Raw genomic sequence first — 24657 nt, 5'->3', positions numbered from 1 at the left:
GTCAGCCGACACAGGCCGTCAGGGACGAGCGATAGAACGGCAGGATCAGGTCACGCGTCAGCGGCGCCAGGACCAGGCCGCCGTCGCCGGCCGGGTCGATCCAGCGCACTTCTTCGATTTCGGCGGCGGGCGTCACCGCCACATCGATGTTGACCTGAAACAGCTCGGCTTGCACGGTAAAACCCGGCTCGTTGGCCGCCGGCGCCGAGAAATGGCCCAGGTAGACGGCGTCGTCGGGGTTGATGCGCAGGTTCAATTCCTCGAACAGTTCACGGGCCAGGGCCTCGGCAGGTTGCTCGCCGGCGTCGATCTTGCCGCCGGGTTGCATGAAGGCCTGGGTGCCGCGCTTGCGCACCAGCAGGGTCTGGCCGTCGCCGCCGATCAGGAGCGCGGCAGCGATGCGGATAGTGGTGGACATACGATAAAAAGCCTTGAATTCAAATCAATAAAAAACACCGCACAAGGCTTACGCCTCGTCCGGTTCCTTGATAAAGACGCTGTACTTGGCACCCTCCATCGCCTCGAACGCAATCAGCTTGTCCACCAGCGGCAGGTTCAGCACCTTGCCGGCGTTGAGCAGCAACATGCCGTTGTCGGCGTTGAGGTTGCGCGCCAGGATCATACCGTCCTGCAGTTCGCGGGTGGTCAGCACCTTGACGGTCGGGTCGCCCAGGGTCACGTCACTCAGGAAGGTGGCGCAGGCCTGCACAAAGCCCTCGACCAGTTCAGGATCATACAGGCGCCCGGCGTATTTGCGGATGAACAACAGCGCTTCATCGCTGTTCATCTGCCGCTCCAGGATCAGGCCCTTTTGCAGCTCGATAAAATCCACCGCCAGTTTCAGCAGACGCGAACCGAAGGGGATCGCATCGCCCTTGAGATGGTCGGGAAAGCCGCTGCCATCCCAGCGCTCCTGGTGATGACGAATGATCCGCGCGGCATCTTTCATCGGCTCCAGGGTCATCAGCAGCGATTCGCTTTGGGTCGGATAGCTGCGATAGCGCTCGCGGTCGGTGCTGTGCAGCTTGTCCGAAGGTTCTATCAGCATGCTGTCGCTCCAACTCAGCTTGCCGATGTTGTACAGCGCAGCGGCCATCGCCAGGTCGCGCGAGCTGGCTTCATCGATAAATTGGGCGGCGCAGTACACCCGCACCAGTTCGATCAACGCGCGGTTGGTTTGCTTGTTCTTGGGCAAGCGCAGGTTGGCCAGCAGCGAGAACACTTCCGTACCGGTCACGTAACTGCGCTTGAGTTCGTCGTAGGCCAGGTCGAGCATGTCGGCGGTCTGCTGCAGCTCGCTGGTGCGCGCCGCCACGCGTTTTTCCAGGTTGGCGTTGAGTTGCTTGAGCTGATCGTTCTGCACCTGGGTCAGGCGCTCCAGGCGCTGGTGCTCCAGGGTCTGGCGCAAGACCAGCTGCAATTCTTCGTCGTTCCAGGGCTTGCTGATGTAGCGGTGGATCTGCCCTTCGTTGATCGCCTTGACGATCGTCGGCAGGTCGGCGTAACCGGTGAGCAGGATGCGGCTGGTGCCCGGGTACAGGCGATGCACTTCGGCCAGCAGCTGCGCGCCGTCCATGCCCGGCATGCGGGCGTCGCTCATTACCAGGTCGATGGGTTGGGCGGCCATGATTTCCAGGGCCTGAGCACCGCTGCCGGCCAGCACCACATCGAACGGTTGACCGCGCAACAGCCGGCGCAGGCTGTTGAGGATCGACTCTTCATCGTCGACCAGCAAAATCGTGGGTTTCGTCGCCAGTTGTTCATCCATGCGTGCTGCGCCTTCAAATTAAACCGAATTGAGCTACATTGAACCGTCGTGCCGAGCCATGATCCCTCGCCGAGGCGCGGGCTTGATTTGACGCCAACTGGCCATCAATTTCAAGGGAGCTCGACTATGCTGTCACAGTAGTCGGCCCCGTTCAGAAGTGAAACCAGGGAAGGAACCGTTATGTCATCGAGCCCTTTGGAAGTACCGGATGCAGGCTCGGCACGCGCCAACCGCCGCATCCTGATCGTCGATGACGCCGCTTCCATCCATGAGGACTTTCGCAAGATCCTGTGTGCCGACGCAGAAAGCGAACAGTCCCTGGACAGCCTCGAAGAGGCCCTGTTCGGCACCACCGCAGCTGTGCGTCAGGCCTTCGTACTGGATTCCGCTTACCAGGGCCAGGAAGCGCTGGCACTGGTGAACCAGGCCCTGGCCGCCAATGCGCCCTACGCTCTGGCATTTATCGACATGCGCATGCCGCCCGGCTGGGACGGCCTGCAAACCATCGAACAGCTGTGGAACGTCGACCCCAACCTGCAGATCGCCCTGTGCACGGCGTATTCGGACTACTCCTTCGAGGCCATCGAGGCACGGCTGAAATACAACGACCAATTGCTGATCCTGAAAAAACCCTTCGACCACCTCGAGATCCGCCAGATGGCCAGTGCCCTGACATGGAAGTGGCAACTGGCCCAGGACGTGGCCCTCAAGGTGATCAGCCTGGAACGCACCATCGAAGAACGGGTGCAGGAACTGCTGAAAGTCTCGCACCTGCTGCAATACGACGCGCTCACCGAGCTGCCCAACAGCACCCTGCTGGGCGACCGCCTGACCCAGGCCATTGCCCTTGGCCGGCGGCACGACACACAGCTGGCGGTGATGTTTATCGGACTCGACCGGTTTAAACGTATCAACAACGCCCTGGGCTACCCGGTGGGCGACGAGGTGCTCCAACAGGTCAGCCACAGCCTGGTCGCAGCGGTGCGCGCGTCGGATTCAGTATTCCGCTACGGCTCCGATGAGTTTGTGATCCTGCTCCACGACGTGCAGCATCCGCAGCAGACCCAGCACATCGCGCACAAGGTGCTCAAGGCCATCAGCGTAACGCGCCACGTGGCTGGGCATGACCTGAGCGTCACCGCCAGCCTGGGCATCAGCCTCTACCCGAACGACAGCTGCAACGCAGTGGAATTGATCAAGCACGCCGAAACCGCCATGCACACCAGCAAGGAACGCGGCGCGAACGACTTCAGTTTTTACACTGAAGACATGAACCTGCGCGCCCAGCGTCAGCAAACCCTGGAGAGCGCGATTCGCCAGGCCCTGGACCGCGATGAATTTGTGCTGCACTACCAACCCAAGCTGGACCTCAAGTCCGGGCGCATCGTCGGTGCAGAGGCGCTGATACGCTGGTTTCAGCCGCGTTCGGGCTGGGTCAGCCCGGTCGATTTCATCCCGGTGGCCGAGGACAGCGGTTTGATCGTGCCGTTGACCCAATGGGTGCTGCGCCAGGCCTGCGAACAGGCACAAGCGTGGCGCGGCATGGGCCTGCCGCCGTTGTGCGTGTCGGTGAATGTCTCGGCCATCGACTTCCGCCAGCGTGATTTCGTCGACAACCTGGCCGCGATCCTCAAGCAAACCGGTCTGCCGCCGGCACGACTGGAGCTGGAAATCACCGAAAGCGTGCTGATGCAGAACGTCGATGACACCGTGGACATCCTGCACAAGATCAAGGCTCTGGGCGTGCGCCTGGCGCTGGACGATTTCGGCACCGGTTACTCCAGCCTCAGCTACCTGCGCCGCTTTCCCATCGACGTGTTGAAAATCGACCAGTCGTTCGTGCGCGGGCTGAACGTAAATAGCCAGGACGCGCAGCTGATCAGCGCTATCATCGGCATGGGCAAGAGCCTGGAGCTGAACATCATCGCCGAAGGGGTGGAAACCCTCGAACAGCTCGCGTTCCTGAAAAGCCAGGCGTGCGAAGAGGGCCAGGGCTTTCTGTTCAGCAAGGCCGTACCGCCGAAGGATTTCGCCCAGTTGCTGCAAGTGGGCAGTCCCACACTGATGCCCAACCCATAGGCCGTGCCTGCAAGGAGTGCTCGCTTGAGCGAAGTCTCACGTTACCGTTTCGGCGTCATGCTGGTGTTGTGCTCGGGCTTGACTCAGTCGCTGGCGGCCGCGCCGCTGGACGAGGCGCTCAAACCGCTGCCGCCGGTGCCCGCGCTGGACCCGGCCAAGGTCGAACTGGGCCGCCGGCTGTTCAATGAACCGCGCCTGTCGGTCAATAACACCCTGTCCTGCGCCAGCTGCCATCAGCTTGAAACCGGAGGCGCCGATAACAAGCCGTTTTCCCTGGGGTTCGACGGCAAGCCGGTGCAGGTCAATACCCCGTCCGTGTTCAATGCCAGCCTGAACTTCAAGCAGTTCTGGAACGGCCGGGTGGACACCCTGCAAGCGCAGATCGAACAGGTGGTCATCAGCCCCATGGAAATGGGCAGCGACTGGAACACCGTGGTGCAGAACCTCACTGCCCTGCCCCTCTACCAACGCGCCTTCAGCCAGGCCTACCCCGACGGTGTCACCGCCGCCAATGTGCAAAACGCCCTGGCCACCTATGAGCGCACGCTGCTCACGCCCAATTCACGCTTTGACCAATACCTGCTGGGCAACACCGAGATCCTGACCCTCCAGGAAAAGTACGGCTACCAGCGCTTCAAGGATTACGGCTGCATCGCGTGCCACCAAGGCATCAATATCGGCGGCAACATGTTCCAGAAGTTCGGCGTGATGGGAGACTACTTCAAGGTCCGCGGCAACCCGGTCGAGGCCGACCTGGGCCGCTACCTGGTGACCCAGGAAGAAGATGACCGCCATGTGTTCAAGGTGCCCAGCCTGCGCAACGTGGCGGTGACCGCGCCGTATTTTCACGATGCCTCGGCCAAGACTCTGGAAGAAGCCGTCGACGTGATGTTCAAGTACCAGTTGGGGCGTAATCCGAACCAGGAAGACAAAGACTTGATCGTGCAGTTTCTCAAGACATTGACCGGTGAATGGGCGGGCAAGCCACTATGACGACTCAGTCGCGCCGTCGCTTCACCCAATTCGTGCTTGGTCTGGTGACCGTGCTGCTGGCCTCGACCCTGGTGTTTCTGTACCTGAAGGCCGCCCGCGACCAGACCGCCAGCTACACCCAGTCGCGGGACCTGATCCGCCAGCTGCAACAACTCAATGCGCAGTGGGACAGCGAAGTGCTCAAGGCCAGGATCGCGATCACCCACAATTATGATCCTCTGGTCACACCGCTCACGGAAATGACCCGGATCTGGGCCGAACTGAACCGCCGCGACACCTACCACAACCCAAGCGACCTGAGCGGTTGGCAAGCCACGCAAGCCGCCTACCAGATCGCAGTCCAGGAAAAAGCCCGGCTGGTGGACCAGTTCAAATCCCACAACGCCGTGCTGCGCAACTCCCTGGCATTCCTGCCGACCGCCGAAGACGACATCCAGGCCCAGTTCAATCGCCTGGACGACGAAGGCCGGTTGCAATTGCAAGGCGTGGCCACCGACACCTACGACCTGCTGCTCAGCAGCCTGGAATTCGCTCAGGTCACCAGTGACGATCGGGCCGCCGATATCCTGGTGGGCCTGGGCAAACTGGCCACCAACAAGGAACAACTGCCGAGCGAGTTCCAGGGCCCGGTGGATCTGCTGAGCAATCACATTGCGCTGATCCTGCGCGAACAGCCGGTGGTCAACAACCTGCTTGAGCGAATCGCCGAAGTGCCCGTGGCCGAACGTCTTGACGACCTGACCACCCACCTCGACCAGGATCAGCAGGCGGCTGACCGCATCGACCACCAATACCACCGCTACCTGCTGATCTTCTCGACCCTGCTGGTGGCGATGCTGCTTTACCTGGCGGTGCGCCTGTTGCGCAGCTTCGCCGAGATCAACCGGGTCAACCGCGAATTGCAGGCCGCCAACGAAACCCTGGAACAGCGCGTGGAGCGACGCACCCAGCAGCTCAAGGATGCGCAGAGTGAATTGCTCGACAGCGCACGCCAGGCCGGCATGGCCGAAATCGCGACCAACGTGCTGCACAACGTGGGCAACGTGCTCAACAGCGTGAACATCTCCGCCGATCTGGTCACGCGCAAACTGCGCAGCAGCAAAGCGCTGGGCCTGGGCAAGGCGATGCAGTTGATCAATGAGCATAAAGCGGACCTGGGCACGTTCCTCACCGACGATGAGAAAGGCAAGCTGCTGCCCGGCTACCTCAACCAACTGGTGGACGCCATCGCCTCGGAACAGCAGGCCATGACCGATGAACTGGCGCAATTGAGCAAAAGCGTGGACCACATCAAGGACATCGTCTCTACCCAGCAATCCTATGCCGGCGCCTCCACACTGCTGGAGCCGGTGCATATCAGCGCCTTGATGGAAGATGCGCTGCGCATGAACGCCGGTGCGCTGAGCCGCCATCACGTCACGGTGGTGAAGGAATACGCGCAAATACCGGAAATCCTCGCCGACAAACACCGCCTGCTGCTGATCATGGTCAACCTGATCAGCAACGCCAAGTACGCCATGTCCAAACTCAGCGACCGGCCACGCCAGATAACCCTGAAAGTCCAGGCGCGGGAAGACAACATCTTGCAGATCAGCGTGAAGGACGACGGCGAAGGCATCCCCGCCGAGAACATGACGCGGATCTTCACCCACGGTTTTACCACCCGCAAGGAAGGCCACGGCTTCGGCCTGCACAGCTGTGCGCTGGCCGCCGTTGAAATGAATGGCCAGCTCAGCGCCCACAGCGACGGGCCTGGCCTGGGTGCGGTGTTTACCTTGACGATCCCTATGACCCCTGCCGGAAGCCCCGCATGAACCAGCCTCCCAATCGGCGCATCCTGTTGATCGATGACACGCCGTCGATTCACGACGATTTCCGCAAGATCCTCATGCCAACCGTCGAGAACAACCAGGTTCTCGACGACCTGGAGTCGGCGCTGTTCGGCGACACCAGCAAAACCGAGGTCCAGGCCTTCGAATTGCATTCGGCGTACGGCGGCGAAGAAGGCCTGCAACTGCTCACCGTCGCCATGGCGGAAAAACGCCCCTACGCCCTGGCGTTCGTCGACATGCGCATGCCCCAGGGCTGGGATGGTGCCAGGACCATCGAAGAGTTATGGAAAGTCGACCCCGGCCTGCAAGTGGTGGTGTGCACGGCGTATTCGGATTATTCCTGGGATGACCTGCTGTACCGCCTGAAGGGCCATGATCGCTTGCTGATCCTGAAAAAACCCTTCGACAACATCGAAGTGCAGCAAATGGCCAATACCCTGTCCAGCAAGTGGGACATGGCCCGGCGCGCCTCCTTGAAAACCAGCCACCTGGAACAACTGGTGGCGCAGCGCACCGTGGCGCTGACCCAGGCCAGCGAGGCGTTGCAACTGGAAATCGACGAGCGCAAGCAGTTGGAGAGCCAACTGGTGCAGTCGGAAAAACTCGCGTCCCTGGGGCAACTGGCGGCCGGCGTCGCCCATGAAATCAACAACCCGGTGGGGTTCATCTCCTCCAACCTGAGCACCCTCGACAGTTACTTCAACCAGCTGCAACAGATGCTCGATGCCTACCGGCAGGTCGAAGACAGCCTCACGTCGGCCGAGCAGCGCGACCCGCTCAAAGCCCTGCGCGACGAGCTGGAGCTGGATTTTCTCAAGGAAGACATTCCCATCCTGATCAGAGAGTCCAAGGAAGGCATCGGGCGAGTGGTGCAGATCGTCAAGGACCTGAAAAACTTCTCGCGGGTGGACAATGACCAGACCTGGCAGTGGGCCAACCTGCAACAGGGCATCGACTCCACGCTGAACATCGTCGCCAGTGAACTCAAGTACAAGGCCGACGTGATCAAGCAATACGGCGCGCTGCCGGAAATCGAATGCCTGGCTTCGCAGCTTAACCAGGTGGTGATGAACCTGGTTATCAACGCCGCCCAGGCCATGGGCCCGGAGCGCGGCACCATCACCATCAGCAACGGCGTGGAGGGCGATAACGTGTGGCTGGAAGTCGCCGACAACGGCTGCGGCATTCCGCCCGAAACCGTGCAGAAAATCTTCGATCCGTTCTTTACCACCAAACCGGTGGGGGAAGGCACGGGGCTGGGGCTGTCGCTGTCGTACGGCATTATCAAGAAGCATCACGGTGATATTTCCGTGAGCAGCGAACCGGGCAAAGGTACGACCTTTCGCGTGGTGTTGCCGATTCGGCAGACGGCGGCGTAGGGCGCTGGAGTGGGCTCATGCGCCAGGCACAGGTTGTCCGGCGTTTGCCGACAGGCGCAGAATGCCGCACCGACCTGTAAGAGTCCGACCCCAAGGAAACCGTATGAGCCTGTCCTTGCTAAGCCGTTACGCCTTCTTTGCCGTGTGTGTCCTGTTCACCCTCGCCAGCCTGCCGTTTATCCACCATGACTGGCTGTGGCCGATCACCGGGGTTACCGGCCTGCTCAGCCTGATCGGCCTGTTCGACCTGCTGCAAAGCCCCCACGCGGTACGCCGCAACTACCCGATCCTGGGCAATATTCGTTACCTGGTGGAAGCCATCCGCCCGGAAATCCGCCAGTACCTGCTCGAATCCGACAGCGACGCCCTGCCCTTCTCCAGGGCCCAGCGCTCGCTGGTGTACTCGCGCGCCAAGAATGAAACCGCCGACAAACCCTTCGGCACCTTGATCGACGTGTACCAGTCGGGCTTCGAATTTATCGGTCATTCCATGCGCCCCGCGCCGCTGAGCGACCCCAGCGCATTTCGCGTGATGGTCGGCGGCCCGCAGTGCACGCAGCCGTATTCGGCGTCGGTGTTCAATATATCGGCGATGAGTTTTGGCTCATTGAGCGCCAACGCGATCCGCGCGCTGAACCAAGGCGCCAAGCTGGGTAACTTTGCCCACGACACCGGTGAAGGCAGCATCAGCCCCTACCACCGCGAACATGGCGGCGACTTGACCTGGGAGCTGGGCAGCGGCTACTTCGGCTGCCGTACCAGCGACGGCCGTTTCGACCCGGAACGCTTCGCCGCGCAGGCGCAAAACCCGCAGGTGCGCATGATCGAAATCAAGATGAGCCAGGGCGCCAAACCCGGCCATGGCGGAATTCTACCCAAGCACAAAGTAACGAAGGAAATCGCCGAAACCCGCGGCATCCTGATGGGTGAAGACTGCGTCTCACCGTCGCGCCACAGTGCGTTTTCCACGCCGATCGAGCTGATGCAGTTCATCGCCCAACTGCGTGAACTGTCCGGCGGCAAACCGGTGGGCTTCAAGTTCTGCCTGGGCCACCCATGGGAATTCATGGGCATCGCCAAGGCCATGCTCGAAACCGGCATCCTGCCCGACTTTATCGTGGTCGACGGCAAGGAAGGCGGCACCGGTGCGGCACCCGTGGAGTTCACCGACCATATCGGCGTGCCGCTGCGCGAAGGTTTGCTGTTCGTGCACAACACCCTGGTGGGCCTGAACCTGCGCGACAAGATCAAACTCGGCGCCAGCGGCAAGATCGTCAGCGCGTTCGATATCGCCAGTGTGCTGGCCATCGGCGCCGATTGGGCCAACTCGGCGCGGGGCTTTATGTTCGCCATCGGCTGCATCCAGTCACAGAGCTGCCACACCAACAAATGCCCCACCGGCGTCGCCACCCAGGACCCGCTGCGCCAGCGCGCCCTGGTGGTACCGGACAAGGCCCAGCGCGTGTTCAACTTCCACCGCAACACGCTCAAGGCCCTAGCCGAAATGCTCGCGGCGGCGGGGCTGGATCACCCATCACAACTGTCGGCCAAGCACTTGGTGCGGCGCATGTCGGCGACGGAGATCAAGTTGTTCTCGCAGTTGCATGTGTTCCTCAAGCCAGGGGAGTTACTGAGCGGGGAAGTGAACGGCGAGTTTTATTCGCGCATGTGGCAGATGGCGCGCGCCGATAGCTTTGAGGCACGCGAGGCAGCCGCCGCCTGACGCCTCACACGGCGAGCCCGCTAAGGGCTGCCTAGCGTTTTTTGCGCAGGTGCATCCTGTGGACGAATGACAAAGAGTTCAGCCTTGGCTGCACCCACCGTAAGCGTCTGCAACAATTTCCAGTGACCGGGGAGCTTGTGGGTTGAGCTCCCGCCCCACGCTCCATCCATCAACCAGACTCTCCCTGAGCCCGTGGTGAGCGACTCCAACCGTTCCACATAGACGCGATCCGCCTGTTCACTAAGGAGCGTCCACACCTGATAACCATCGGGGCGGCTAGACGTTCCATCACTGTTCAACGGTGTGTAATACATCGGGAGCGTGTCACCTTTGAAGTAATAAACCATGGGTAGCTGCAAGAAAGAATCCAGTACCAGCAGGCCATCTTGCGAAACAGAGTGCGACTTCACCTCGCTCGCCAGGCGATTGAACTGATTGAACTCCTGCAGGTTTTGCGGATTTTTTGCGTATACGACACTCAGCCCATCAATCTGTATATAGGCCACCAACGCCAGCACTGTTAAAAAAACAACATATGAGCGTTCTAACAGCCGGTCCAGCACCGTAGCCGCAATCATGGAATAGGCAAAGGCGCACATTTGGAAATAACGGTAGACAAAGAGCGGCTTGAAGATTGAAACGACGATAATCAGCCCTATCGGTCCCCACGCCATCGTTACCAACAACGCGTACTTTTTCCCCAGCCTGTTGCCTTCAATAACAATGAAAGCAGACATGAGCATTAACAGCACTGCCAAGCCATAGAAGGTGACGGGCGCATACCCTGTGCCATCATTAGCATTTAGAAACTGCCAAAATACGCCGAAAATTGTTTTGACTTCCGACGCGGGTATCCAATCAAAGCTTGAATACTTCAGTTGTTGTATAAGGCTAGGCAACCAAGGGATAAACAACAGCGCAATGGCAGCATTGGCGACCCACCACGAAGGCCTCAGGAGACAACGCTCCCCTTTAGGTTGCGTACTCGTCAAAAACGCCAAGTACAGCCAATGCGCGAAAGCACACGTCACGGTGAAATAGTGCGTATAAAGCCCGGCCACCATCAGCATGCAATAGATGATCAGCCACCGTCGCCGGTGCGGTTGTTCAAGCCACATCACCAAAGCGATCGTTGCACCAAGCATAAATGTGGCATATAGCGCATACATGCGTACTTCCTGGCTGTAGCGCACGGCCATCGGCAACAGGGCAACCAACAGGCCGCCCAGCATCATGGCCCGCCGACCGGCCAGTAAACGCATCAGCCACATCGCCAGTACCACATTGACAATGCCCAATATCACACTCAGCAGACGCGCAGTATGAACACCGTCGCCAAAGACAAGCATCCACCCGTGCAATATCAAATAAAACAGTGGCGGATGAACATCACGCGCCGTGTGAAACAGGATATCGGGCGGTGATTTGGCACTGAGGATCAGACTAAATGCTTCATCCGTCCAGATACCTGACTTATCAATATCGTGCAGCCTCACCCAGGCGCCGAGTAGCAAGACACAGCCGCCGAGCACGATCGTTTTACTCTTGTTCTTTAAATGATCGCTAAACATGCTCGCCTCCATGCACAATATTTTTCAGCGGTTCTCTCACGCCGAATTGACTGGCAATCACGTACTTCGGCCGATGCTTGGATTCCATATAAATGCGCCCCACATACTCGCCCAAAATCCCAATCCCAATCAGTTGCACCCCACCCAGAAACAAAATCGCCGTCATCAACGACGGATACCCTGGCACCGGGTTGCCAAACAGCCATTTATCCAGCACCAACCACCCGGCATACACCAGTGCCAGCAACGAAATACACCCGCCGATATAACTCCATAGCCGCAACGGCAAAGTGCTGAACGAGGTGATCCCATCCAGCGCCAGGTTCCACAATTTCCACGCGTTGAACTTGCTCTGCCCGGCCACGCGCGGCGCGCGGTCGTACTCGACGATGACCACGTTGAACCCGGCCCAGGACAGTACGCCTTTCATGAATAGCTGTTGCTCGGGCAAGGCCTTGATCACATCCACCACCTTGCGGTCCATCAGCCGGAAGTCGCCGACGTTTTCTTCGATATGGGTGTAGGCGATGCGGTTGAGCAGGTGATAGAACATCGACGCGCTGTGGCGTTTGAGGTAGCCGTCGCTGGCGCGGTTGCGACGTTTAGCCAGCACCACATCGGCGCCTTGTTGCCATTCGGCGAGCAGTTGCGGCACCACATCGATGGGGTCTTGCAAGTCGACATCCATGGGGATCACGGCGTCACCCGACGCGTATTCCAGCCCGGCGAACAGCGCGGCTTCCTTGCCGAAGTTGCGGGAAAAGTTGATCAGCACCACGTCACGGTCGTTTAAGGCCAGCGACTTGGCGTATTGGCCGGTGCGGTCGCTGCTGCCATCGTTGATCAATACAATCTCGACGGTATGCGCGGCCAGCGCAGGTTGTTCTCGCACTGCACGGTAAAACACATTCACGGCCTGCTCTTCATTGAACAGCGGCACCACCAGCGAGATTTTCATCGTTCACGCTCGCGAAACACGACCCAGCGCGACAACAAGAAACCGCACACCAGGCTCACCAGTGAGAACACCGCCACAGTCACGATCCCCGGCGCGTTCCAGTGGTCCGCCAGCGCGCCCACGCCCAGGCTCATGCTCCCCATGCACACCATGAAAAGCGCATAACGCGACAACGACGCCGGCAGGGCAAAGGTGTAGACGGCATTCACATAAAAGGAAAAGCTTGCCGCGAGGTAAAAGGCCAGGAGGTTACTCAGCGCCTGCGTCAGCCCGAACGCCGCCCTGAAGACGAAGAACAGCTGCCAATGGATCACCGTATTGGCGACACCAATGACCGTGTAGCTCAAGAAGCCTTTCCATAGTCTGGCCATATCGATGCCCTGTTACGACTATGCCCAGCAAGCCACGAAGCTCATGGCCCGTCTACTGTCAGAATTAACAGGTAGCGCGCGCAAACCATTGAGACATTCAGTAATACCCAGCCTTTGCAATTGCTTACAAATACCGCCAACCTGCGCCCGCCCGACACGCGGCGTACGACATCGCCGCCACTTACCCGCCACGACTAAACCTACTGTTCAAGAGCCCGCTGCCATGCTGAACGGACGCGACCCGCGCATCGATTTTTTTCGGGGCCTGGCGTTGATCTTCATTTTCTGGGATCACGTGCCCCACAACCCCCTCGGCCAGATCACCCTGCGCAACATCGGTTTCAGCGATGCCGCCGAGGTCTTTGTGTTCCTTGCCGGTTATGCCTCGGTGCTGGCCTACAGCAAGGTGCTGCAACGCGAGGGCTACTGGATGGCCTGCCTTAAAATACTGCGCAGGGCCTGGGTGTTGTACGTGGTGCATATCTTCCTGCTGGCGATGCTGATGGGCATCGTGTTCTTCGCCAACAGCAAGGTAGAGACCCGCGACCTGGTGCAGGAGATGGGCCTCACGCACTTCATCACCCACCCGCAGCAGGCGTTGACCGATGAGCTGCTGTTGCGTTTCAAGCCCAACCTGATGGACCCGCTGCCGCTGTATATCGTGCTGTTGCTCGGCCTGCCGCTGGTGCTGCCGATACTGGTGCGGGCGCCGCTGGCGGTGGTGGCGGTGTCGCTGACGGTGTACCTGTTGGCGCCGAAACTGGGCTGGAACCTGGCGGCAATCGCCGACGGTGTGTGGTACTTCAACCCGGTGACCTGGCAATTGTTGTTCGTGCTCGGTGGCGCCGCGTCGATTCACTACCGCGCACCGCGCGCGTCTGACACCCGGCCATTGATGCGCCAGCCGTTGTTTGTGGCAGCGGCGGTGTATGCGCTGGCGGCCGGCGTGATCACCCTGTCGTGGCGCTGGCCACACGTTCACGACGCGCTGATGCCGGCGCTGCTCGGCGAATGGTTGTACCCGATCAGTAAGACCGATCTGTCGCCGGTGCGCCTGCTGCATTTTCTGGCCCTGGCCTATGTCACCGCCAAGCTGCTGCCCACCCACGGCTGGACGCAGAACTGGCCGGCGCGGCAGTGCTGTCGCATGGGGCGTTATTCGCTGGAAGTGTTTTGCCTTGGGGTGTTGCTCGCCCCATTGGCGGACATGCTCAACGCCCAGGTCGAGGATGCCTGGCCGATGCAGGTATTCAGTGCGTTGCTGGGCTTACTGTTGATGGCGGTGCTGGCGGCCTGGCTGGAATTGAATCAGCGTTTGAGCGCGCCACGGCCGGCACCGCTGGGCACCGACCGGTAACGCCGACCTGCGACCGCCTTGCGCGATCGCAGGGTTCACCGGCTCAAGCCGACTGCGCCGCCGCTTGGGTCGGTTGCAGCTTGAACACGTAAAACAGCACGGTCAGCAGCACCAGGAACGCGGGGCCGATATACAACGCCACGCGGGTGTCCGGGAAGTACGCCATCAGGCCCACGACCAGCACCAGGAATGCCAGCGCCAGGTACGAGCTGACCGGGTACAGCCACATGCGGTATTTCAAGGCTTTCTGTTCGGCAGGGCTCAGGCTTTTACGGAACTTGAGCTGTGCCAGCAGGATCATCACCCAGGTCCAGATTGCGCCGAAGGTGGCGATCGACGTTACCCACACAAAGACTTTTTCCGGCACCAGGTAGTTGAGCAGCACACCCAGCAGCAGCGCGGCGATCGACAGCAGCAGCGCCCGGCGCGGTACGCCATTGCTGGAAGTCTTGGCGAAGGTGGCCGGGGCCTGGCCGTTCTGGGCCAGGCTATAGAGCATGCGCCCGGTGCTGAAGATGCCGCCATTGCATGACGACAGCGCGGCGGTGATCACCACGAAGTTGATGATGCCGGCGGCGGTCTTGATGCCCAGGCGCTCGAAGGTCATCACGAACGGGCTGCCCTGGGTGCCGATTTCGTTCCACGGGTAGATCGACAGGATCACGAACAACGCACCGACGTAGAACAGCAGGATGCGCCAGAACACCGAGCCGATGGCATTGGGAATGGTCTTCTGCGGGTTGCGCGCTTCGCCGGCGGTGAGGCCGATCATCTCCACGCCCAGGTAGGCGAACATCACCATTTGCAGGGACATCAGCACGCCGGTCATGCCGTTGGGCATGAAGCCGCCATGGGCCCACAGGTTGGAAATCCCCAGGGCCACGCCGTCGTTGCCGAAACCAAAGGCAATGATGCCGACGCCGCCGACGACCATGGCAATGATCGTGACGATTTTGATCAGGGCAAACCAGAACTCGAATTCACCGAACGCCTTGACCGCGATCAGGTTGATGGTGCCCATGCTCACCAGGGCCGCCAGCGCCCAGATCCAGCGCGGCACGTCGGGGAACCAGACGCCCATGTACACCGCCACGGCGGTGATCTCGGCGACGCAGGTCACCAGCCATAGGAACCAGTAGTTCCAGCCGGTCAGAAAGCCCGCCAGAGGGCCGAGGTAATCCTGCGCATAACGGCTGAACGAGCCGGCCACCGGGTTGTGCACGGCCATCTCGCCGAGGGCGCGCATGATCACCAGGATCGCCAGGCCGCCGATGATATAGGACAGCATGATTGCCGGGCCGGCCATTTCAATGGCCTTGGCCGAGCCGAGGAACAGGCCGACGCCGATACAGGCGCCCAGGGCCATCAGGCGGATATGCCGTTCACCGAGTTCGCGTTTGAGCGGGCCGCCTTGAGCGGTCTCGCCATGGGGCAGGTGGTTGCCGGAGGGCATAGGGATACAACCTCGTCTTGTTATTGGATTGATCCACCGAGTCGTGGGCGTTAGCGCGGGTGAGCGCGTGTGCCTGGGGAACCGCGCCGGCCTCGTGGGCGGACGCGTCTGACAGAACAATCGGTCAGATCAGCGGGCGTGCAGTATAAAAAGCCCGTGACAGGGCTTTTCACTCAATAAATGGCAAAATTTGGCCAGAACTCGCGGCAAAACCCGCTCACACGGAGGGGCATTAACTGCCTGGCGGAGCATTGACCCAGCGAAACGGCGGCGAGTATTGCACAGCCTGGGGGCGGCATCCTATCCCAAGGCGCGGCTTCAGGGCTAACGGCGAAGGCTCTGGATCAAGCCTTTGCCCAACGCCTGGGCCAGCATCCGACACAATCGCCGATGCCTGGCGACCCCCGCGATGCGAGCCCGCCCCGCGTTGGCGGCGACGATGAAAAAGGACGTGTACGCACGCCTTGCGCACGCCAATCAGCGTCTAAGCTTCATTCAAGTCCGATCAATCTGCGTGAATGGATCAATCGACTATGGGCGCTTTATGGCAAACCGCTTCAACCCAGTGCGCAGCCTCCACCAGCAGCCTGGATGAGCAGCCATTGCCAAAACGCCCGCGTAGAAAACGCTACGGGTGGCGCATGGCAGGGCTGCTGCTGACAATGCTGCTGATTGCCGCCGGCGTGGCCGCCCATCGGGAAATGCGCACCGCCCAATGGCAGTCCCAACAGCTGAGCCGCCTGGCCGCCACCCTGACCTACCAGGTACAGGCCGGGCCCAGCGATGCGATCGTCTATCCCGGCGCCGGGCCCTTCGACAAGCGCCTGGGCTACAGCGACCTCGACACGTTCCTGCCGCGCCTGCTCAAGCGTAATTACCTGATTGAACGCCAGGCACGTTTTTCCGCGCCGTTGATGGCCTATACCGAGCGTGGCCTGTTCGTGCCTTACGCCGAAAAAATCCAGGCCGGCCTGTCGATCACCGACTGTCGCGCCGCGCCGCTGTACCAGTTCACCTATCCACAGCAGTCGTACCAAAGCTTTGCCGCCATACCGCCGGTGGTGGTCGACAGCCTGCTGTTCATCGAAAACCGCGACTTGCTCGACCCGAATCCGCTCGAAGCCAACCCGGCGGTGGATTGGCCGCGCTTCGCCAAGGCCGCCTGGTCGCAGGTGGCCAGGCTGTTGCATCTGCCGGGGCAGACCGCCGGCGGCAGCACCCTGGCCACGCAGTTGGAAAAATATCGCCATTCTCCCGACGGCCTGACCCTTTCGGGCGGCGAGAAAATCCGCCAGATGATTTCCGCCAGCGTGCGCGCCTATCAGGACGGCCCGCAGACCTTGCAGGCCCGGCGGACTATCGTGCGCGACTACCTCAACAGCGTGCCGTTGTCCGCCGTGCCGGGGCATGGCGAAGTGCATGGCATGGCTGAAGGCTTGCGGGTCTGGTACGGCGCCGACTTCGACAAAAGCAATGCGTTGCTCGCGAGCAGCGACCCCGGGGACCTCGCGCCAAAAGGCCTGGCCCTGCGCGAAGTGCTGTCGCTGATGATCGCCCAACGGCGGCCTTCGCATTACCTGTCCAAGGGCCGCGAAGAGCTGGCGCAGTTGACCGACAGCCACTTGAGGCTGTTGGCGGCAAACGGTGTGATCGAGCCGGCACTGCTCACGGCGGCGCTGGCGAGCAAGGTCAGTTACCGCGACTGGCAGCAGCAGCCGACGATCCAGATGATCGATACCAATAAAGGCGTCAGCGTCGCGCGCAGCCGGTTGGGCGCCCTGCTCGACCGCCCGCTGTATGACCTCGACCGCCTTGATCTCTCCGCCACCAGCACCTTGCAGGGCCAGTTGCAGGAACAGGTCACGGCGTACCTCAAGCACCTGGCCGACCCCACGTTCGCCGGCCAGGTCGGGCTGTTGGGCGAGCGCCTGCTTACTCCGACCAGCACGCCGCAGGTGCGCTACAGCTTTACCCTGTTCGAACGTACCGACGACAGCGCGCGAGTGCGGGTGCAGACCGACAATACCGACCAACCGTTCGATATCAACGAAGGCAGCAAGCTGGAACTGGGGTCCACCGCCAAGCTGCGGGTGCTCACCACCTACCTGCAAATCGTCGCCGAACTGCACGACCGCTACGGCGCCCTGGCGCCGGCGGCGTTGAAGAAGGTCGAGGTAGACGAGCAGGACCGCATCAGCCGCTGGGCCGTGGACTATCTACTGCAAAACCCCGGTAAAACACTGGCGAACATGCTCGACGCCGCGCTCGATCGCACCTATTCGGCCAGCCCCGCGGAGAGTTTCTTCACCGGTGGCGGCCTGCATCGCTTCCACAATTTTCGCAACGAAGACAACGGCCGCAACCCGACCCTGCGCGACGCCCTGCGCGAATCCATCAACTTGCCGTTTATTCGCCTGATGCGTGACCTGGTGCGCTACACCACCTACGCCGGCGCCAACAACACCGCGCAATTGCTCAAGGACGACAGCGAGCCTCGCCGCCAGGAATACCTGGCGCAGTTCGCCGACCGCGAAGGCACCGCGTTCCTGCTTAAGTTCTGGAAGAAGTACCAGAAGAAAGAGACCCAGGCTCGCCTGGAAACTTTCCTCGACGGGCTGCACCCCACGGCCATTCGCCTGGCCGCCGTGCACCGCTACCTGCTGCCGGAAGCCAGCCGGGAGAGTTTCAACGCGTTCGTGCGCGCCCACCTGGTCAGCGCCAAGGGCCAGCAGGCGCTGACCGACAAACGCCTGGACACGCTGTACGACAGCTATGGCCCCGGTGCCTACGACCTCCCCGATCAGGGCTATATCGCCAAAGTGCATCCCCTGGACTTGTGGCTGCTGGGCTACCTGCTCAACCACCCGCAGGCGACGTTCAGCGAGGTGGTCAAGGCCAGCCAATTCGAGCGCCAGGAAGTCTACAGCTGGCTGTTCAAGAGCCGGCACCAGCGCGCACGCGACAGCCGCATTCGCACCATGCTGGAAATCGAAGCGTTCCTGGAGATTCACCAACGCTGGAAAGCCGTCGGCTACCCGTTCGACCACCTGGTGCCGTCGCTGGCCACCGCCATCGGCAGCTCCGGCGACCGCCCCGCCGCCCTGGCCGAGTTGATGGGCATCATTCTTAACGACGGAGTGCGCATTCCGGTGCTACGCATCGACAGCCTGCACTTCGCCGCCGACACGCCCTATGAAACCCGACTGGTTAACAATCCCAGCCAGGGCCGAAGGGTCATGCCCTCCGAAGTCGCCACCGCCCTGCGCGGCGCGCTCTCCCAAGTGGTGGACGCCGGCACCGCCAAGCGCGTGGCCGGCAGCTTCAAACAGGAAGACGGCACCCCGATGGCCATGGGTGGCAAGACCGGCACCGGCGACAACCGCATCGAAGCCATCGGCGCCGGTGGGCGCATCCTCAGCTCCAAGGCGATCAACCGCACCGCGACGTTCGTGTTCTACATCGGCGATCACCACTTCGGCACCCTCACCGCGTTCGTGCCCGGCAGCACCGCGCAGAACTTCACCTTCACCTCGGCGTTGCCGGTGCAGGTGCTCAAGGGCATGGCGCCGTTGCTGATGCCGTATTTGCAGGGGGCTGGGGCAGTGGGCTGTCAGCGGCTCTGAATCTTCTCTCACGCATTTAGATACGCCAATTATTTAAAGCTTCAAGCCAACTTCACCAGCATAGGCTCACGGTTTAACCCACCGACAAGCCAACTCCTATGCCTGACGTAAATACGCTTCACCCTCTCGCCGATCCCCTTCAAACAGCGGCCGCCGATGACAAAGGCCCGCACTATCAGTTGATCAAAACCAAGACCCCAGACTGGCTCGCCAATGCCGATCTGGAGAGGGTCTACCCGCTCAACGACCTGGCCCTGCATCGACCCAACTGGCATGTGAACGCCAGCCTGCAACAGCAAGCCACCCTCAATGCGCTCAACGGCCAGGCCTGGGCCGCGCAAAACAAGGTGGACCAGAAACTGCGTCACGTGCAGGACGTTTATGCTTTCGCCGAGCCGTTACTCACACGGGCGATCAAGGACCAGTACGGCCTGGACCTTGATGTCAAAAACACCTATCTGCATATTTACACGCCCAAGCAGCTGCCCTGGTATGCCTTGGCGCTATCCAATGGCGTCACGTCCAGGGACGTGTCCTTACTCGACGCTGCGCTGCATAACTTTGCCCGTCACGAAAGGTTCGAACGGTACTCCTGCTACATCACCCGGCCCGACTATCGCGGCCACTTCAACATCCTGCGCCTGGAGCGCACGATGAGCCTTGAGCAGTTCAAGCAGTTGTGTCGCGGCTTGGACCTTGGAGCGCGCTATCAACGCCATCTCAACGAAAGCCTGCTACCGTCTGAACCGGTAGCCCAGGCGTATCTGCAACTGCACGTTATCGCCAGTCAGAAAGCCGCGCTCAAGGCTGCCGCCCAAGTGGCCCTGATGAAAAATGACCTGGACGCGTCCGGCCATGCGGTCGTAATGGGTGTGCTCGATGGCACGGAAAAACGCGCCACCTTCTACCAACTGAATATGCTCGACACGCCGCTCACCGGAATCCTGTTGATCACCAGTGATCTTGAGAAAGCCAGCCACATCGCCAAGGTCATCGCCTACATACCCCATGACCCGGTCAGCCCGCTCAAGCAATACGCTTCAACCGCCGAGTTCGCGCTGGAACTGTCGCGGCGCCTGCAACTCAACGCGGCACTGGCGTCCAGCAAACACGTGCCGCAACACACCTATCAGCAGTTTTTCAGCCAGTTCGTGCCCCACTCACGGCGCGGCCTGTTTTTCGCCACGCTGGCCGAGCGTTTGTACCACGTGCAATGGCATGAACGCGGCCCGTTGGACCCGGCTCCCGCCTGGTGCGAAGACCCGGTGAGCAAACCTTTGCTGCAATTCGACGTAACCCCGATAACCGGTGACCTGTGGCGGCAGCTGTACCAGGCCAGCTTCAACAAGATCCTCAACGACGCGCGCAGCCTTGCCGTCTCCACGGCCCAGGCGGATGACAATGAGCGTCGCAGGTGGTGGGACAACACCCTGAAGATCGCGTCAAGCCTGTTGAACATGGCGCTGTTGGTGGTGACCCCGTTCGTGCCGTTGCTGGGCGAACTGATGCTGGCGTACACCTTGTACCAACTGACCGACGACGTGATGGAGAGTATCGTCGAGCTAAGCGAGGGCCAGGCTGACGAAGCGGCCCAGCACGTTATCAGCGTGATCACCGACGTGATGCAACTGGCCATTCTGGGCACCGGCGGGGTGCTGGCCAAGGAGGTGCTGTTCAAACCGTCCACGTTTGTCGACAGCCTCAAGGCGGTCACAGTGAACGACCAACCGCGCCTGTGGAACCCGGACCTGACACCTTATGCGCGCAAAGACTTGAGTGTGCCGGAAGGCAGTCAACCCGATGCATCAGGCCTGTATGAGCACCAAGGGCAAAAGGTGCTGCGTCTTGACGACCAGCACTTGATCGTCGAGCACGACGCGCAGAGCAACCTCCACCGGGTCAAACACCCGAGCCGGCCCGGTGCTTATGCCCCCTTGATCGAACGCCATGCCAGTGGCGCCTGGGTGCATGAAGGCGAAGACCCGGACACCTGGGGCAGCGAGACACTCCAAAGCCGCCTGGGACCGTTGGTCGAGGGGCTCACCCCCGCTCAACGCGAACTCGCCTGCGAGATCAGCGGCACCCACGACGGCGCGTTGCGCATGATGTACGCCAATCGCGACAGCGTGCCGCCCCTGTTGGCCGATAGCCTCAAGCGTTTGAAGCTGCGTGATGAAGTCCAGCTTGGGCCGGAAAAAATCCGCGCCGGGGCCGCCATCGAACTGCCCACCAACTGGTCGGTGCAGGTCACCAGTGAGCTGCCGGGCTGGCCGGCGGGCAAGGCCATCAAGGTGTTCACGAACAGTGATTTGAGCGGCTATTCCATGACCTACGGCGCCATCGACGCGACCGAGGCCAACACCCTGAGGATCAGTCACCAGGCCGTCGAAGCGAACCAGCTACCCGAGCAGCTAAGCGGCTTTTTAAGCGAAGCGCAATTTCGCGCCTTGCTTCCGGGCGCCTTGGCTGAATCCTCGGCAGAACGAACCCAGGCCTTGCGCAACTATCTGGCCGATAAGTTGGAGCAGGAGAACATCGTCATCTTCAACCACCTCTACAGCACCGGTGAGGTACTCGACACCGTTCAGGGCCAACTGCTCCAGCAACAGTTCCCGCAACTGCCCAAAGACCTGGCGGCCAGCCTGCTGCTGCGAGTCTCGCCCCGAGAGCTGGCGGTGATGAGCAGCGAGCAACGCATCCCCCTGCGCCTGAAAAACCTTGGCCGGGCACTGGCCAACGAAGTTCGGGCCAGCCACGCCAGTGAAGGGTTCTACAACGACGCCTGGCTGACACCGGATACCGAGCGCATGGCCCTCAATATCCTGCGCCTGCATACCGATGCGCTGGGCGACCTGACCATTGCCATCCACGAGCAGACCGCCAACGGCGCCTTGCGTTGCCAGTTGGGTCCGGCCGAGGCCGGCAGTCAGAGCATTCTGTTGTACAAGGGACAGGGCCGATATCAGATTCATGAGCCACGGCAACCGGCGCCCCAGGCGCAGTACAGCTTTTATGAGGCGGTGCTGCGTGCCGTCCCGCCGGACGCGCTCGACTACCGACCTGGCCAGGGCGCGATCTTCAAGGCGTGGTTGAAGGAGAAACTGGAGCCACCGGTTGAACGGCGCACCGTGCTGCAAGCGGCGACGCGACGCCGGGTCGACGAGCGTACAGTGCAAACCTTGTTGCAAAGACCCCTGTTCAAAACCTTCCGCCGCTGGCTTCGGGATGACCCGCCCAGGCAACGCCCGACGGTTAAACAGACCTTGACCCGATTGTGCCCTCGCCTGAGCGAGGAACAGATACAACAGGTGACGGCATCGCTGAACACATCGCAAGGCGAAGAACTGCTCAACGCGCTGGAAGCTGACCACACGAAGCTGCTTAAAGAACTGGAAAAGTTCCGCAACAGCCACCCCACACTCGTGCGAGCAGAAGGCCTCCTTACGCTTGATGAACGGCTCATGCGAGCCAAAATCATCATTGAATTGCGAAGCAACTGGGAAGACGGCGCCTATCTGCGCATGCTCCCTGCGCAACCGAGAGCTCGCGGCACCCTGCTGGACCTGAGCGAACTGGTACTGGGCCGTTACATACGGCGCCTGGAGCCGCTGGCGGCTGATTTCAGCCATGTCACCCGCTTGAATCTCAGCGGCACGAGGCTGGGGGACGGGGACAGTACCTTCCTGGAAAACTTCCCCAACCTGCGGGCCGTGGACCTATCACACAATAACCTCAGCGCCCTACCGCCCCAACTGCCGAAGATGAATAACCTGCGCGCGCTGAACCTGAGCGAGAACCCCATCGCCTGGCGCCCCTCCGACTACGCGATCCTTGCACAATGTCCACACCTTCGGTCATTGAACCTGGAAGGCAATACCCAACTGGAAATTGCGCCGGACATCAGCCACATGAGGGACCTGCGCCAGCTGGTGCTGCGCCGAACCCGCATCAGCCAATGGCCGAACGGGCTGGAAAGCCCCAGGCTCGATATCCCGGAACTGGACCTGAGCAACACCGCGATCACGACTGTTCCCGAGTTCGCACTGGATTCGGTGGGCGCCCGGATCGTGGCCAGCAGTTGGTTGGACCGCACAAAGCTTGAACGCCTTGATGAAGACCGGTTCGTCAGCTATCGCCGAGGCTTCGGTATCGACCCTTACCGCACCGTTCCGCGCGGCGGCAGGGCTGCCAGCCAGTATTGGGTCGCGGGCCTGGAGGGCGAATCGCTCGCCGTCGCCATAAAAGTATGGGATGACCTCGAGCGGGAACACGGCTCCCAAGGCTTCTTCGACGTGCTCAGGCTGTTGCAACCGCCCGAACAGTTCCAGACCGAACTCGATGCACAGCTCTATGAGGCGGGCCGCTCGGACCTTTCCATCCGAGTCTGGCAGATGCTCTTCGCGATGGATGAGAACCCACAATTCCGTGAACGGATGTTCAGCCTGGCCGGCGTGCCGGACAATTGCGCCGACGCCGGCGCGTATACGTTCAATCGCATGGGCGTCGAGACCCTGCTGGAAGAGATACACCGAGACAACAGCGCGCCAGGGTTGGCCACCCGGGAAAGCCGCCTGGCACACCTGGCCATGCAGTCCTGGCGACTGGATGAGGTCAACCGTCTGGCCGGCAAGGAAATCGAGTACCGTGTCAAACCCGTCAGCAAGGGCGGACTGGGGTTGGCCTTTGGCAGCGGTGCCAACGAGGTCGACGATGTGCAGGTGCACCTGGCCTACCAGACCGGGCTCAAGACGCGCCTCGACCTGCCGTGGTTATCCGAACATATGGTGTACCGCAACACCGCCAGGGTCACGCAGACACACCTCGACGACGCGGCCATCAAGATTGCCGCGGCCGAAGAAGGCGACGGCCTGGTCGACGGCATGCTGAAACAGCCGTTCTGGAGCGATTATTTACAGGACACGTATCTGGAAGCGTTCAACACTCGACGCGAGGCTCGCAACCAGGCAGGCAGCCAACTGGAAGACTTGCTGGACCTGCAAAAGCAATGGGCCGACGCGTCCGTATCGACTGAGCGCAAAGCCCGCCTGCGCGAGCAACTTGTCGCACTGGCGGACGCTTTGGAGATCGCACAGGACGAGGCGCTGAGCGACCAACCACTGGCGGACGACACCGTGCTGCGGCTCTACACCCATATCCAGCGTGATTACATCGAACTGGGCCGGCAACTGACGCGCCAAGCCCTGGCCGACATGATTTGACCGGCATAGGTATCTTCACAAAGGCTTGCCCGCGGTGGCCGTCAATATCTACATAAACCGCACAGGCTGCCACACCACGCTGTGGTGAGCAGGCTTGCCCTGCGCTGGGCTGCGAAGCGGCTCCAAACCCAGGCACCTCGGTGTGTCAGCTAAACCACTTCGCCTCAAATGGGGCTGCTTCGCAGCCCAACGCGGGACAAGCCCGCTCACCACAGCAAGCCCGTTCACTACAAGAACCTCATTTTCTCAGGCTATGTTTTCACCGAAGACATGCAGCCACCAACCCTAACCACGATGCGAAGCGAGCCGCTCTTGCTCTCGCTTTTGACCT

Annotated in this window: 14 protein-coding genes; 8 read left to right on the top strand and 6 right to left on the bottom strand. The window is 61.0% G+C overall.

Annotation, left to right across the window (positions count from 1 at the left end):
* Window position 1: 1 nt before the first annotated feature.
* The gene (locus G7025_RS18180; RefSeq protein WP_181080508.1) at window positions 2-418 is read right to left on the bottom strand and encodes an NUDIX hydrolase; all 417 of its coding nucleotides are present in this window, start codon (window positions 416-418) and stop codon (window positions 2-4) included.
* A gap of 48 nt (window positions 419-466) precedes the next feature.
* Complete coding sequence (locus tag G7025_RS18175; RefSeq protein WP_181080507.1) at window positions 467-1768, bottom strand: HD domain-containing phosphohydrolase; 1302 nt, start codon at window positions 1766-1768, stop codon at window positions 467-469.
* 180 nt (window positions 1769-1948) lie between these two features.
* Between G7025_RS18175 and G7025_RS18170 the strand changes: the two genes are divergently transcribed.
* The 5 genes from G7025_RS18170 to G7025_RS18150 all read left to right on the top strand — a co-directional run bounded on the left by G7025_RS18170 (window position 1949) and on the right by G7025_RS18150 (window position 9774).
* Entirely contained in the window at window positions 1949-3847 is a 1899-nt protein-coding gene (locus G7025_RS18170) for a putative bifunctional diguanylate cyclase/phosphodiesterase (protein ID WP_181080506.1), read from the top strand.
* A 57-nt stretch (window positions 3848-3904) separates the two neighbouring features.
* Window positions 3905-4840, top strand: coding sequence for a cytochrome-c peroxidase (locus G7025_RS18165; protein ID WP_375139341.1), 936 nt, complete (start codon window positions 3905-3907; stop codon window positions 4838-4840).
* Window positions 4837-6654, top strand: coding sequence for a DAHL domain-containing protein (locus tag G7025_RS18160; RefSeq protein ID WP_181080504.1), 1818 nt, complete (start codon window positions 4837-4839; stop codon window positions 6652-6654). Before G7025_RS18165 ends, G7025_RS18160 begins: the two co-directional genes overlap by 4 nt.
* Complete coding sequence (locus tag G7025_RS18155) at window positions 6651-8051, top strand: ATP-binding protein (RefSeq protein ID WP_181080503.1); 1401 nt, start codon at window positions 6651-6653, stop codon at window positions 8049-8051. The genes G7025_RS18160 and G7025_RS18155 overlap by 4 nt, the downstream gene beginning before the upstream one ends.
* Before the next feature lie 103 nt (window positions 8052-8154).
* Window positions 8155-9774 carry an FMN-binding glutamate synthase family protein gene (locus G7025_RS18150; RefSeq protein WP_181080502.1) on the top strand — a complete coding sequence of 540 codons (1620 nt, stop codon included), beginning with the start codon at window positions 8155-8157 and terminating at the stop codon, window positions 9772-9774.
* A gap of 20 nt (window positions 9775-9794) precedes the next feature.
* Here G7025_RS18150 and G7025_RS18145 read toward each other — a convergent pair whose 3' ends face one another.
* From G7025_RS18145 to G7025_RS18135, 3 genes are read right to left on the bottom strand one after another with little or no spacing between them, the layout of a single operon-like run.
* Complete coding sequence (locus G7025_RS18145) at window positions 9795-11345, bottom strand: glycosyltransferase family 39 protein (protein ID WP_181080501.1); 1551 nt, start codon at window positions 11343-11345, stop codon at window positions 9795-9797.
* Window positions 11338-12303: a glycosyltransferase family 2 protein gene (locus tag G7025_RS18140; protein ID WP_181080500.1), complete on the bottom strand. Its 966-nt coding sequence runs from the start codon at window positions 12301-12303 to the stop codon at window positions 11338-11340. Before G7025_RS18140 ends, G7025_RS18145 begins: the two co-directional genes overlap by 8 nt.
* Window positions 12300-12674: a GtrA family protein gene (locus tag G7025_RS18135; protein ID WP_181080499.1), complete on the bottom strand. Its 375-nt coding sequence runs from the start codon at window positions 12672-12674 to the stop codon at window positions 12300-12302. The genes G7025_RS18140 and G7025_RS18135 overlap by 4 nt, the downstream gene beginning before the upstream one ends.
* A 223-nt stretch (window positions 12675-12897) precedes the next feature.
* Here G7025_RS18135 and G7025_RS18130 point away from each other — a divergent pair, with 223 nt between their 5' ends.
* Window positions 12898-14031, top strand: a complete 1134-nt coding sequence (locus G7025_RS18130) for an OpgC domain-containing protein (protein ID WP_181080498.1) — start codon at window positions 12898-12900, stop codon at window positions 14029-14031.
* Window positions 14032-14074: 43 nt separating this feature from the next.
* Here G7025_RS18130 and G7025_RS18125 read toward each other — a convergent pair whose 3' ends face one another.
* Window positions 14075-15484: an amino acid permease gene (locus tag G7025_RS18125; RefSeq protein WP_181080497.1), complete on the bottom strand. Its 1410-nt coding sequence runs from the start codon at window positions 15482-15484 to the stop codon at window positions 14075-14077.
* A 533-nt stretch (window positions 15485-16017) separates the two neighbouring features.
* Between G7025_RS18125 and G7025_RS18120 the strand changes: the two genes are divergently transcribed.
* Window positions 16018-19107, top strand: coding sequence for a transglycosylase domain-containing protein (locus tag G7025_RS18120; RefSeq protein ID WP_181080496.1), 3090 nt, complete (start codon window positions 16018-16020; stop codon window positions 19105-19107).
* 98 nt (window positions 19108-19205) lie between these two features.
* On the top strand, window positions 19206-24326 hold the full coding sequence (locus G7025_RS18115) for an NEL-type E3 ubiquitin ligase domain-containing protein (RefSeq protein WP_181080495.1): 5121 nt from the start codon (window positions 19206-19208) through the stop codon (window positions 24324-24326).
* Window positions 24327-24657 lie beyond the last annotated feature (331 nt).

It is taken from the genome of Pseudomonas lurida (genome assembly GCF_013522705.1).
In the GTDB taxonomy this organism is placed as follows: domain Bacteria; phylum Pseudomonadota; class Gammaproteobacteria; order Pseudomonadales; family Pseudomonadaceae; genus Aquipseudomonas; species Aquipseudomonas quebecensis.
Note: the sequence above shows the minus strand (reverse complement) of the source record. Positions and strands in the feature narration are given on the sequence as shown.

What these genes read in the sequence shown, in the direction of transcription:
- G7025_RS18180 (WP_181080508.1), bottom strand. Translation starts at nt 418, where the DNA reads ATGTCCACCACTATCCGCATCGCTGCCGCGCTCCTGATCGGCGGCGAC.
- G7025_RS18175 (WP_181080507.1), bottom strand. Translation starts at nt 1,768, where the DNA reads ATGGATGAACAACTGGCGACGAAACCCACGATTTTGCTGGTCGACGAT.
- G7025_RS18170 (WP_181080506.1), top strand. Translation starts at nt 1,949, where the DNA reads ATGTCATCGAGCCCTTTGGAAGTACCGGATGCAGGCTCGGCACGCGCC.
- G7025_RS18165 (WP_375139341.1), top strand. Translation starts at nt 3,905, where the DNA reads ATGCTGGTGTTGTGCTCGGGCTTGACTCAGTCGCTGGCGGCCGCGCCG.
- G7025_RS18160 (WP_181080504.1), top strand. Translation starts at nt 4,837, where the DNA reads ATGACGACTCAGTCGCGCCGTCGCTTCACCCAATTCGTGCTTGGTCTG.
- G7025_RS18155 (WP_181080503.1), top strand. Translation starts at nt 6,651, where the DNA reads ATGAACCAGCCTCCCAATCGGCGCATCCTGTTGATCGATGACACGCCG.
- G7025_RS18150 (WP_181080502.1), top strand. Translation starts at nt 8,155, where the DNA reads ATGAGCCTGTCCTTGCTAAGCCGTTACGCCTTCTTTGCCGTGTGTGTC.
- G7025_RS18145 (WP_181080501.1), bottom strand. Translation starts at nt 11,345, where the DNA reads ATGTTTAGCGATCATTTAAAGAACAAGAGTAAAACGATCGTGCTCGGC.
- G7025_RS18140 (WP_181080500.1), bottom strand. Translation starts at nt 12,303, where the DNA reads ATGAAAATCTCGCTGGTGGTGCCGCTGTTCAATGAAGAGCAGGCCGTG.
- G7025_RS18135 (WP_181080499.1), bottom strand. Translation starts at nt 12,674, where the DNA reads ATGGCCAGACTATGGAAAGGCTTCTTGAGCTACACGGTCATTGGTGTC.
- G7025_RS18130 (WP_181080498.1), top strand. Translation starts at nt 12,898, where the DNA reads ATGCTGAACGGACGCGACCCGCGCATCGATTTTTTTCGGGGCCTGGCG.
- G7025_RS18125 (WP_181080497.1), bottom strand. Translation starts at nt 15,484, where the DNA reads ATGCCCTCCGGCAACCACCTGCCCCATGGCGAGACCGCTCAAGGCGGC.
- G7025_RS18120 (WP_181080496.1), top strand. Translation starts at nt 16,018, where the DNA reads ATGGGCGCTTTATGGCAAACCGCTTCAACCCAGTGCGCAGCCTCCACC.
- G7025_RS18115 (WP_181080495.1), top strand. Translation starts at nt 19,206, where the DNA reads ATGCCTGACGTAAATACGCTTCACCCTCTCGCCGATCCCCTTCAAACA.